Below are 12,198 nucleotides of genomic sequence, written 5' to 3' on the forward strand. Positions count from 1 at the left end.
ATAACCACCGAAAAATTGAAAAGAATAAGTTTTTGGGCACGCCCTAAAACTTATTCTGTAGGGTTGTGTGTATTTGAAGCACGGGTATTTTGTAGTAGATCATGCTTCAATAATATACGAGAACTAGGTGCTCAGAATTTTTACCATTCGAAGCATATCTTCGTTAATGGGTTTTGGTAATCGAATGGTATCCCTGAAAGGAGTATAAACGATTTCGTTGTGGATAATTCCGACCATCACGTTTTTGTGATCGTTCATGAGGCCTTCCACGGCTCCTAACCCTAGACGGCTTGCCAAAATCCGGTCATAAGCCGTCGGAATACCGCCCCTTTGGATGTGCCCGAGCGTGGTTACTCGAATATCAATGTCGATTTCAACCCTTGATTTGATTTTTTCGGCTACTTCGGCGGCGTTGCCTTCTTCATCTCCTTCGGCAACCACAATGATAGACGAAGATTTTGACCGGTTCCAGCCCTGCTTGAGGGTTTCGACGACCTCCGAGATTGGCGTCAGTACTTCGGGCACCATTACGATTTCGGCGCCGCCCGCAATTCCTGACTGGATGGCAATGTAGCCAGAGTCACGGCCCATTACTTCAATAAAGAACACGCGGTCGTGTGAATCGGCCGTATCTCTAATCTTATCAATGGCTTCCAACGCTGTGTTTACGGCGGTATCGTAGCCAATGGTGTAGTCGGTGCCATAGAGGTCATTGTCGATGGTTCCTGGCGCGCCTACGGTAGGAATGCCGTATTCGTCGTAAAAAATGGTGGCACCCGTAAACGTTCCGTTTCCGCCGATGGCAACGAGTCCTTCAATTCCGAATTTCTGTAGTTGTTCAAACGCTTTTTGACGACCTTCTTTGGTCATAAACTCTTTGCTGCGGGCCGATTTAAGAATGGTTCCGCCACGCTGTATAATATTACTAACAGAATGAGAAGTCATCTGATAAATATCGCCGGCAATCATCCCATTGTAACCGCGACGGATACCGTATACTTCTATTCCGTAGTACATAGCAGTACGGACCACAGCGCGGATACAGGCGTTCATACCGGGGGCGTCACCGCCGGAGGTAAAAACCGCAATTTTTTTAATCATAAGTTAGGCATTAAGGTGGTTGCTTATTTTGGCAGGGCGCAGTATATACCAAACCGCATTCTACTAAAAACACACAAATTTATTTTCTATTTCGATGAAAAACCGAATATTTTGAAATTTTCTTGAAAATTTAACTTGCTTTCCTTTGGAATGAACCCCTGCACAGTGCTGTGAAGCAGGATTTTATCGCCTTGTTTTGCCTATTTTTAAGCCTTGTGTATTCATCAAATCCAACGAAAACTTTTTTGGTATTAAACAAACCCAATTCGTAAAATTACTACTTTTGCCTGAATGCTATAAACTTTAAATTATGTAGAGAAACATTGCTAAACTACCTCTGATTAGGCAATTATTGCTGATTTATACCGTAGTAGGGTGGGGCAGAGTATTGTAAATATCACGCCATCATCTGGACTCATTTCAATACCAAACTTTACGAATTTGCGTTAAAAACAAATTGCAAGTTTTTTTATTTTCAGAAAGTTCGCCCAAATCATTAGTCCCTAGGGGTCAGCATTACCTTGGCTTTTGAGCAAGCCAAACCGTTTACTAAACCTCTTTAACAAATCACTATTTTCGCCCTTCAAATCGAATAAGGAATCATAATCACATGAAAAAAGGAATAAATTTTAAATCATTAGTGCCGCACCTGTTGGTTATTTTGGGCTTTGCCATTTTGTCGTGGGGATACATGAGCCCAGTTTTTAAAGGAAAAGTACTGATTCAGACTGACCCACTACAAGCCGCCGCTACGTCGCATGAAGTAGCAGACTATTTCAAAAAAACGGGTGAATGGTCGGGGTGGACCAACAGCACATTTGGTGGAATGCCAACGTATTTTATTTGGGGGCGACTTTCAAAGGGTGCAGTGGCACCCATCGGGATGTTTACCAGTCAATTCGGACAAGGCAGTTATATCTTCTTTTATCTGTTGGGGGCGTATTTGCTGCTTATTGCCCTCGAATGCGGTCTGTGGGCGAGTGTTTTGGGGGCTGTTGCCTTCGCCTTTTTTTCGTACAACATCCAAATCATTGAAGCGGGGCATATTTCTAAAGTAAATGCACTCTCTTTTGCACCTATCATGATTGCGGGTATGGTGTGGGCCTATCGGGGGCGTAGTTGGCTGGGTGCTTCGGTATTTAGTTTTGGATTGGGGCTGGATTTATGGGCAAACCACGCGCAAATTACCTTCTATTCGGGGCTCTTAATGGTTATTTTAGGGCTGTTTGAACTGGTAAGGGCTTTCCGTAAAAATTACATCGGTAAGTTTATCCTCGCTACGGTTTTTATCGCGGTATTCGGCCTTATCATTGTGGCAAACAACACGTCTACGTTGTGGACGACATTGGAATATACCAAAGAAACCATCCGTGGCAAATCGGAATTAAGCCCTAAACCGGGCCAAAAAAGTACCAGTGACGGCCTCGACCGTGACTATGCCTTCAACTGGAGTTACGGCAAATTGGAATCGTTGACGTTGCTCATCCCGAATTTTTCGGGGGGAGCGTCGGGGGGCGAGCTAGACGAAAAATCGGAAGTATATAAAACCCTCGGTCGGTACAATATCCCTCCCGAAACCGCTTCGCAATTTGTGCGTCAAATCTCTACGTACTGGGGCGACCAGACATTTGTTGGCGGAGGTATCTACGCTGGGGCCATCATTTGCTTCTTGTTTGTGCTGGGGCTTTTCATTGCCGACAACCGCTACAAGTACCCTTTTGCGGTTGCTTTTGTGTTCTTCCTGTTTATTTCGTGGGGTAAAAACCTTGCCATTTTCAATTATACCCTGTTTGACTACGTTCCGATGTTTAACAAATTTCGGGCGGTGAGCATGGCTATGTCGTTGGTGCAGCTGTGTGTAGCGGTTATTGCGGCCTTGGGGGTAAAAAGCTTGTTGGCAAATAAGCCCAATTGGTCGGAGCTAAAGCGTCCTTTTTATATTAGTTTAGGACTGACGGGAGGCGTTGCACTCTTGTTTGCGCTGATACCTGGCTTGTTTGATTTTAGAAGCGAAAACGACCCCCGTTTTGTAGAAAATCTTACGCAGCAGTTTGGCAATAACCGGGCCGCTGCCAATGAAATCTACACGGCATTGTTGGCCGACCGTAGTGATATGTTGAGAGCAGATGCCTTCCGGAGCCTCATTTTTATTCTCCTCGGGGCGGGTTTGGTGTGGGCGTATGCCAACCAAATGCTCAAAAATGTGACCGCCGTGGCGGTGCTATTGGCAGGCTTGGTTTTGATAGATATGTGGGCCGTTGACCGTCGTTATCTGAATAACGATAGCTTCCAACAAAAATATTATTCATACGACGACCTGTTTCAGCCTAGCCCTGCCAACCTTCAAATCATGCAGGATACCGACCCTAACTACCGTGTCATAGACTTGACAACGAGCCCGTTTCAGGATGCAAAACCGTCGTATTTTCATAAATCTCTGGGCGGCTATCACGGTGCTACACTGCGCCGGTACCGCGAGGTAGTAGATGCCCAGATGTCTAAGAACAACATGGCGGTGTACAATATGCTTAATACCCGCTATTTTATAGTACCAGCTCAGGATGGGCAGCCTACCGTACAGCGCAATCCCGACGCCTTGGGCAATGCGTGGTTTGTGAAAGAAGTGAAGCAGGTAAACAACGCCGATGAAGAATTGAAGGCACTGGATGCCTTTAATCCTCGTCAAACGGCATTTGTTGATAAGCGTTTTGCGGATCAATTAAAAACCGTAAATCCACAGGCTGATACCTCCGCCACCATTCGATTGACCGATTATAAGCCCAATCATTTGACCTATGAGTCAGATTCAAAAGTGGCACAGGTGGCGGTCTTTTCCGAAATTTATTACCGGGGAGGAATTGATTGGAAGGCTTACGTAGATGGGCAAGAAACCCCGCATTTTAGGGCCAATTACATTTTAAGAGCTATGACAGTGCCCGCTGGTAAGCACAAGATTGAGTTTAAATTTGACCCTCCTGCTGTCAAAATGGGGCAACAGATTGACCGCTTTGCGGCTGCTGCCTGGATATTGCTGTTGGTAGGGGCTATTTTTATGGAATATCGCCGTAAACCTACAGATGATTTATAGGAGGTAGACAATGTTTAATTTGAAGGGAATCTGGTTATTGGGTCAGATTCCCTTTTTTGTTTCGGGCATAGATGCGCACGTCTTCCAATTCTTCTTTGAGCGTGTAGTTGTCGGCAATGTATTTTGCTAAAATCGGGAAACGTTCGTGGCCGTATTTTGAGCGGTCATTGATCCAAATGGCTTTTTCTCCTACCGCATCCACAAAGACTGGCGGCTCGGTTCGCTTCAAATCGTTTAGGTATCTTTCCAGATAAATAGGCTGCAGGGGTTGCTTTATGGCACTTCGGGTGGTATGGTTTTCATTGACTCCCTGCGGCATTTGGGTATCGACATAAAACGTACACGACCAGCCCCATACGGCTAAATAATCCCCCTTATTCCCATATTTTAAAATAGCAGAAGACACTTTTGCGTTGCTGACGTCTTCATTGCGTGGATAATGCGTGTAAGTATTTGTAGGTTGATGAAGAAGTGTTTTTTGCACTAAAATAACCAAAAAAACAACCTGAGTAGAAAGAACAATCCATCGGGCCTCCGTTGGGAGATACTTCATAAATAGACTCATCAGTAGCAGAAAAGGCAGAAATAAGAAGTGGTTATAATGGTCGTAAAAACTTCCCGTGCGGGTTATGGCAATGTCGGCCATGACTAAATAAGCGCCAATCATCAACCAAAAAAAAGAATCTAACGAAAGAGAACGAAGGCTTTTTTTTCGAAAAAAAACAATGACCACAAAAACGAAAGCCAGCAAACAAAAAGGAAGAAATAGCCATTCAAAACCACTGCCTCCCCGAATGATGACCCACGGAAGTCGGAAAAAATTGAGGAGTGGACTTCTACTGTTGGCGGTGGCTAAGGCATCTTTATATTGAAAATTGGCTTGAATATAAAAAGTTACAAAGTCGTCCAAAACGTTATGGCTCAAAAGAAACAGACACCAACCGCCCCACACCGCTACAACACTACCCACAAGCACTACCCCGTAGCGGAGCATTTTTGATTTCTGAAACAGAAATAGTTGAATAAAAGCAAACACTCCCACCACAAAAGCCATGGGTAACACCTGAATTTTACAGAGTGGAAGTAGCCCGAGCAAAAAACCAAAAAGGATGAGTTGGAGGGTAGTAAATTTTTTATGGGTTGACCAATAGGCTAAAAACCAAAGACTTACGCTTAATAAAAAAAGGGAGGTCGTTTCACTGTAAAAACTGACAAAATCGGCTAATTGGATAAAACCTGTAAATGCGATAAATGGCAGCATAGCCCACTGAGCGGTTTTTTTGAGGCCCAAAAAAGTGGCAGCGTGATAAGTGAAAAACAACGAAATCAGGGTAATTACCCAACCCAATAGATGCGCTAAATGAAAATTGAGGGTAACGCCAGCGTACGCCAAGGCAGCCAAAAAATAGCTCGTTAAGGGGCCGCCCGTGGTGGGGTCGACGGATTGATAAATGATGGGGTCAACGGCAAGTGTCAGTCCCTGCGCCAACACTTGACTCTCGTCGGGGTCGAGTTCGTAATTGAATAGAAAAACCGGTAAACGCATAAACCCCGTCAATAAAATCGTAATTGTATAAAAAAGCCCATTTGAAAGCGGTTGGCGTCGTAGCAATAACCAAACACTAAAAATGGCTAAAAGTACATGTCCCGTTATCCAAAAATAGGTAGGTGAAGAATCAAACTGAATCCAAATTGGCGTCATAAAACGAAAGGGATTACGAGGGTTTTGGGTATTAGAAAGAGTTAAGAGTACTGCATGGTATGCTCAATGCCGCAGCCAAAAATCGGATTATTACCCAATTTATAAGGTAGTTTTAGAATTTCGCGCATAGATTCTTACCCCGTTTACGGTGGCTTTTAGGGTATAATGGGTTGAAATTTCTTTGGCCAATGCTGGATAATTTTGGTGACCGTACTTATCAGGGTCTTCCATCCAGAGGGTCTCGGTGGTAATGGCATCCACAAAAATAGCGGGCTTGGTGCGCGTCATATCGCGAACATACCGCTGTAAATACACATCTTGAAGCGAATGTTCCATCGCGCTTCTTACGCTGTGATTTTCGTTTACTCCCTGTGGCATTTGCGTTTCAACATAGTATTGACAATCCCAACCCCAAACCACAAGGTATTCACCGGGCTTAGCATATTTTAAGATAGTACGGCCAACGGGACTTAATTCTTCCATTTCGGAAATAAAGGTGGGATATTTATTTATGCCTTTTTTAGTGATGGTACCGATAAACAAATGCGAGAAATAGATGCCTTGGGTCAGTAAAATAATCCAATTCCATTGAGTAGGTAACGAACTCAAGAAAAGGCCTGCTAGGAGGCAGCAAGGCAAAATAAAATAGGTAAAATGGTGGGGATAAAAACTGCCCGTGCGGATAACTGTGATGATGACCATGACCACATAAGCTACAACGATGGTCCAAAAATAGTGTTTGATTATCAGGGTTTTCCAATGCTTTCTTTTGAAAAACACAAAACTTAGAAAACCTGCCCCCAAGAGGAGTATAGGCAAAAAGAAATATTCGATTCCTTTGCCGTTTGTGTAAATGATGAGGGGAAACATAAGCAATAGCCTGAGCGGAGACTTGGGCGAATTGGCCACGAAATTCTTTTTTAGCAGGGCATTGGCCTTGATGTAGTAAAAATAAAAATCTTCCAGCACTCCGTAGCTCCACATGTGCGCCAGCCACGCACCCCATACACCGAGTACGCCCAATGTCAGTACGGATGCGTAAACGAAAAATTGCTGTTTGTGAAGGGTGTAAATAAAGAAAAGACAGCCCACGCCTAGCACAAAAGCCAACGGAAGAGCCTGAATTTTACACAGCACAATCAGCGCGGTAGATATACCAAAAACGGTAAGTTCAAATAAACGTATCTTTTTTTGTTGGTGCCAACAACTCATTAAATACACATTCAGACTCAAAAAAACGATGGAGAGGCTTTCGCTGTAATAATGCAGATAGTCTTCATCCTGCCCAAAACTCACAAAAGCCACCGCTGGCAACAAGGCCAATTGGGCGTAGAGGCGTAATTGCAGTCGTTTGAGGGATTGATAAATCAACACCAAAGAAGCAAACGTAAGCGCCCAACTAAGCACGTGGGTCAAATGAAAATCAAGTTTGAAGCCCAGTAGATATAGAAAAGTGAGTAAAAAGCTGTTACATGGTCCACTCGTGGTAGGGTCGACGGAGCGGTAAAGAATAGGGTCGTATGCCAACGTTAGGCCTTGGGCCAAGAGCTGGCTTTCGTCGGGATTGAGTGGTAAATTATATAAAAAGACAGGAAGTCGCATCAGCCCCGTGATGGCCCCGATAGCAAGTAAGAAAACCCAATCGGGAAGGGCTTGCTGGCGGCGAATCACCCAAAAACTTACGGCCCCCAGTGCCAAATGGTTTAGCAGCCACCACGTGGTAGGAGAGGTATCAAAATAAATCCAATTCGTTGGAGTCATAGATAAAGAGACTGTAGCAGACAAAAACAGTGCGTATTCAATAATTAGCCACAAAAGTAAGAATTTATTGCAGGTTGTGATGTTACATTTTGGGTTGAGAAAACCCCACAAAAAAAGGGCAGACCTAAAGCCTGCCCTTATCAAATCAAATTTTAAATCGTTGGTATTATTTTCCCAAAAAGGCTGTTTTGCAAGAAACTAGACGGAAAACAACCCCTCCATTGTGGGGTTAAAAACCTAATCCTACCGCCATGGCGCGCACGGTTGGGTTGCCTTGTAGGGTAGAGCCTAGGGTTGCAGCTCCCGTGGTCAAGTTAATGGTATAAACGCCCGTTGTTCCTCCCGCACGAAGCAACGCATAGGCCGTGTTGCTGGCGCCGCCTATGTCAAAACCATTGGCACTTTCCACTTGTATGCCCAATGAGCCTACCAAGTTTAGGGTTCCGTTATTGGGTGGATTTTGGGTATAAAGCATGGCGTTGCCTCCCGCAGGCGTATCAATGTCATACAAGGTGGTGGTCATGGTGCCCGCAAAGTTGTTGGTGTAAGCGGCGGCGCTGACGTTGGCCGACATGATGCTCAATTCCGTGTCTACATTATTGATAGCGCCTGTTACGGGGCTTATGCGCAAATTTTGCCGTGTATTGCTCACTACCCGAATCAAGTCGGGTACGGGGTTAAAATCAAACCCAAAACTTGTTCCTGATAAAGCAGGCGTGAAAGGCCCTGCCCCTAAAGCCGTAGCGGTATAGGTGGCGGTATTGGCGGCATTGACCGTAAGTGTATAGATTCGGCTCGTGCTGCCCAATGCGTACAACTGACCGTTGGAAGGACGGAAATCAATGCCAAGGATGCTCTCACCCATTTGCAATCCCATGATGGTTTTGGTGGTGGGAGTGACGGGGGAAGTAGCGATTGGGTTGAAAATGAGTAGGTTGTTGGCGTCGTCAATGGCGTAGGCAACAGGCTCCGTTGGAATGGCGATACCGATGATGTTGGCTGGAAGGTCGCCCAGCCTTTGGAGGCGGCCCGTTGACAGATTCACCTGATTCAGTTCAGATTGCCCAAAGACAGTTACGGCCGCTATGGCGTCGCCGTTGGGAGAAATGTCAAATCCTGAGGTTCCTGTGATGTCCAAACCAAGGGCCCCTACTTCTTCCAAGGTTCCATTGTTAGGCGGATTTTGGCGGTAGAGGCGGTCATTGACGGGGTCGATATTGAATAGCGTCGTACTAGTTACGCCTGCTCTGTTGTTGGTGTAGGCTCCCCCAGTAATCATCGCGCCAGGCGCGCCATTGATAGCTCCATCTACTACGGCAACAGCGCCTGTTTCGGGGTGGAGGCGTAAATTTTGGCCCGTGTTGGTTACTAAGCGAATACGGTCTACGGTTGGATTAAAATCAAAAGCAATCATGGTGCCATTGATCATTGGATTCAAAGGGTTCATTCCTACCATGCGGGCTGCGCCAGAGGTAGGATTAATGACGTACAAACGGCTGTCGCTACCAACGCCATACAACTGGCCCGTAGCGGGGCGGAAATCAATGGCGCGTATTTTTTCTCCCGTTGGCAGTCCCGAAATGGTCACCGTTGAGGTGGGAGTACTCGTAGCCCGTACATTGATAAACATCAATTGGTTGTTGTCGTTAAGGGCATAAAACGAAACATCTGGCAGTGTCTGAGGCGACGGCGGTAAGCGGTGATCAGTACAAGAGTTGAGCGCAAGCAGCGACGTAATGGCTGCAACGGCAAACAAACGTAGATGTTTTTTGACGTGGAACATGATACAAAGTTGTTAAATAGTGTTAGTAAGATACCTATTGGACAACCGTACCTACGTAGAAAATTTACCCCCGGATTTTAAGCATTGCACACGCCAAACGGCACCAACGGGGTAATGTATGATGAATAGTTGAAGAGAATAGTAGGTTAAAATAACCTTTTGATTTATAAATAGCCCGATAAAGGCGATGGATAGAAGAAGAAAAGTTGTTTGTTTCTATGGCTGTTACGATTTGTTTTTTTTCATCGTAACAGCCATAAAAAGCAGATTTTGTTAATAAACTTCAACCGCAGAAAGCACTGGAGAGGCTTTTGAAGCGGTAATATTCACCCGGATTTTACTGGTTTGTACGGGCGTTAACTTTAAAATACGCTTATAGCCAATGGTGGTGGCTTGGGCAACTTTTTGCCACGTCCCGTTTTGCCATGCTTCTATTTCAAACGATTTAACGCGCTGACCCAAGGCAATATATTCTTTTAACGTAACGTATTTTACCGTTTGGGTTTTGCCCAAATCAATCTCCACGCTTCCGGTAGTGACGTCGTCGTTGGTAGTCCAGTAGGTGTCTTTGTTACCATCGGTGAGGTTGGCAGAAGCGTAATAAACGGCATTGCCCCGGAAAGAGCTGGCTTTGGTCTTGGCATTGGCCGCCAGATTGGTTTTGAATTCACGGTCAATCATGGCGCGCCAGCCTTGCAGGGCTTTGACGTCGTTTTCGTGAATCAATCCCCGGCGGTCGGGTGGCACATTTAGGAGCAGCGTTGACCCGCGTCCTACCGATGTCAGGTAAATATCAAAGAGATTTTCGGGGGTGCGCACTTTTGAATCTTCCTTGGCGTGATAAAACCAGCCCGGACGAATCGACACATCGACCTCGGCAGGTATCCACTGGGTGCCATCTTCTGAGCCGGTGTTCAACAGTTTTTCAATGCCGCCTTTGCCCGCAAAGAGTGTATCGGGCGTAATGCTGTTCCAGTTGGTTTCGCCTGCTATGCCGCGCTCATTTCCCACCCAACGTACACCTGGCCCAGCATCGCTGAAGAAAATGACATTGGGTTCCATTTGGCGCACCAGATCAAGCGTTTTTGGCCAGTCATAGTAGGTAGAGCCTTTGATTTGGCGTTTTTCGCGGGCACCGCCGTAGTAGCCGTCGCCGCCGTTGGCCCCATCAAACCACATTTCAAAGGCAGGGCCGTAATTGGTAAATAGCTCTTTGAGCTGATTGCGGTAATATTCCACGTAACCTGGTTTGCCGTATTCGGGGTGGTTACGGTCCCAAGGTGACAAATAGATACCGAATTTGAGGCCATGTTTTTTGCAGGCATCGGCCACTTCCCGAACGATGTCGCCTTTGCCGTTTTTATACGGACTGTTTTTGATGGAATGTTCGGTGTATTGACTAGGAAACAGACAGAAACCATCGTGGTGTTTGACCGTCAGGATAGCGCCCTTAAAGCCAGCGTCTTTGAGGGTTTTTATCCATTGCTCCACATCCGTTTGGGTAGGGTTAAAAATAGAGGGTTTCTCGTCGCCGTAGCCCCATTCCAAATCGGTGAACGTGTTGGTAGTGAAGTGAATAAATGCATTTTGCTCCATTTCGTGCCAGCCCATTTGGGCTTTTGAAGGAGTGGGTCCAACGGGTTTTGGAGGTAAAACATCGGGTACTTTCAACACCACGTGTTTTACGTTTTTGCGCTCGTGGGTGTACGTAATATGCACCAATCCGTCGGTGGTTTGAATCACGGCAGGGTAGCTAAATTCGCCCTTGCCTTCGTCTTCCAACGAATAAATATCCTGCCAGTTTACGCCGTCTTTGGAGGCCGCTACGCGCAGTTTATTGCGCCCTTTTGCCCAGTCACTTCCGCGAATGAGGGGGTTATATATCAAAATTTGTGTACCGTTTTTGAGGGTTACGGCATCGGTTCCTGAGTTTGGATTAGGCAGGCTAGTCGCACTGACAGGGCTCCACGTTTTGCCGCCGTCGGTCGACCATGTTTCTACTACCACATTTTGACGACTGCGACAAAGCATCTGCATTCTACCGTCAGGATAGGTCAAAATACTGGGCTGAATAGCGCCAAAGTTGCCGTTGTCGATGCTAATTTTTTGCCAGTTGTTACCGTTTTTGTCCGTTTTTTCCAAATGTACATGCCAAACATTTCCCGTCACACTTTCGGTGCTGGTCGGGTGCAAAATATCCCCGTTGGCGAGTTGAATGGGTTTGTTTTTTATCGGGCCCAACATGCCATCGGGCAGCTTTTCGGGGGCCGACCATGTTTTGCCGTTGTTGGTAGAATAGCGCACCATTCCCCACCATTCGCGCGGGTTAGGCCCTATTTTGTAGTAAAGCATCAGCTTTCCTTCGCGGGTTTTGAACAAAACGGGATTCCAGCAGGGATACCGCTTGTTGGCATCGATGATACCGTCGGCCATTTGCTTAGGTTGACTCCATTTTCCTTTTTGATATTCTGACAACCAGATGGTTACGTCGGGTTTTCCTTCGGCAGTACCGCCAAACCAAGTTGCCATCAAATGTTGGTCACCCACTTGCACAATGCTGGAGGCATGGCAGGAGGGAACGGGCGGATTGTCAAAAATAAATTCTTCCTTGACCAACAAAACAGCTGGCGTCTGCGCTCTAAGCACCGTGCCTACAAAAGTGAATACAAGTAAAAAGAATGATTTTAGATTCATAGTGTGAGGGTTGGGATTTGTTAAAATCGGGATAAAATGATATACCACAAAAGTAAAAATAAAAAATAT

At 45.8% G+C, this 12,198-nt stretch carries 6 protein-coding genes; 1 reads left to right on the forward strand and 5 read right to left on the reverse strand.

The genetic code is table 11. The annotated features are described in order from the left end of the window. Positions 1–123: 123 nt before the first annotated feature. Complete coding sequence (pfkA, locus tag NCI00_RS09855; protein WP_114070472.1) at positions 124–1,098, reverse strand: 6-phosphofructokinase; 975 nt, start codon at positions 1,096–1,098, stop codon at positions 124–126. 613 nt (positions 1,099–1,711) lie between these two features. On the opposite strand from pfkA, the gene NCI00_RS09860 reads away from it, so the two are divergent. Then, positions 1,712–4,189: a YfhO family protein gene (locus NCI00_RS09860; protein WP_253526987.1), complete on the forward strand. Its 2,478-nt coding sequence runs from the start codon at positions 1,712–1,714 to the stop codon at positions 4,187–4,189. A gap of 34 nt (positions 4,190–4,223) precedes the next feature. Here the strand turns inward: NCI00_RS09860 and NCI00_RS09865 are convergent, their stop codons facing one another. From NCI00_RS09865 to NCI00_RS09880, 4 genes are all read right to left on the reverse strand, one after another. Beyond that, positions 4,224–5,891, reverse strand: coding sequence for a hypothetical protein (locus NCI00_RS09865; protein ID WP_253526988.1), 1,668 nt, complete (start codon positions 5,889–5,891; stop codon positions 4,224–4,226). A gap of 99 nt (positions 5,892–5,990) precedes the next feature. Further along, positions 5,991–7,652 carry a hypothetical protein gene (locus NCI00_RS09870; protein WP_253526989.1) on the reverse strand — a complete coding sequence of 554 codons (1,662 nt, stop codon included), beginning with the start codon at positions 7,650–7,652 and terminating at the stop codon, positions 5,991–5,993. A 229-nt stretch (positions 7,653–7,881) separates the two neighbouring features. Further along, the gene (locus NCI00_RS09875; RefSeq protein ID WP_253526990.1) at positions 7,882–9,435 is read right to left on the reverse strand and encodes a DUF4394 domain-containing protein; all 1,554 of its coding nucleotides are present in this window, start codon (positions 9,433–9,435) and stop codon (positions 7,882–7,884) included. A gap of 273 nt (positions 9,436–9,708) precedes the next feature. Beyond that, the gene (locus tag NCI00_RS09880) at positions 9,709–12,129 is read right to left on the reverse strand and encodes an exo-alpha-sialidase (protein WP_253526991.1); all 2,421 of its coding nucleotides are present in this window, start codon (positions 12,127–12,129) and stop codon (positions 9,709–9,711) included. Between the last annotated feature and the right edge of the window lie 69 nt (positions 12,130–12,198).

The organism is Runella salmonicolor, assembly GCF_024158025.1.
In the GTDB taxonomy this organism is placed as follows: Bacteria; Bacteroidota; Bacteroidia; order Cytophagales; family Spirosomataceae; genus Runella; species Runella salmonicolor.

Bases quoted from the DNA above. Each gene is read 5' to 3' on its own strand.
- NCI00_RS09865 (WP_253526988.1), bottom strand. From the start codon at position 5,891: ATGACGCCAATTTGGATTCAGTTTGATTCTTCACCTACCTATTTTTGG.
- NCI00_RS09880 (WP_253526991.1), bottom strand. From the start codon at position 12,129: ATGAATCTAAAATCATTCTTTTTACTTGTATTCACTTTTGTAGGCACG.
- NCI00_RS09860 (WP_253526987.1), top strand. From the start codon at position 1,712: ATGAAAAAAGGAATAAATTTTAAATCATTAGTGCCGCACCTGTTGGTT.
- NCI00_RS09875 (WP_253526990.1), bottom strand. From the start codon at position 9,435: ATGTTCCACGTCAAAAAACATCTACGTTTGTTTGCCGTTGCAGCCATT.
- NCI00_RS09870 (WP_253526989.1), bottom strand. From the start codon at position 7,652: ATGACTCCAACGAATTGGATTTATTTTGATACCTCTCCTACCACGTGG.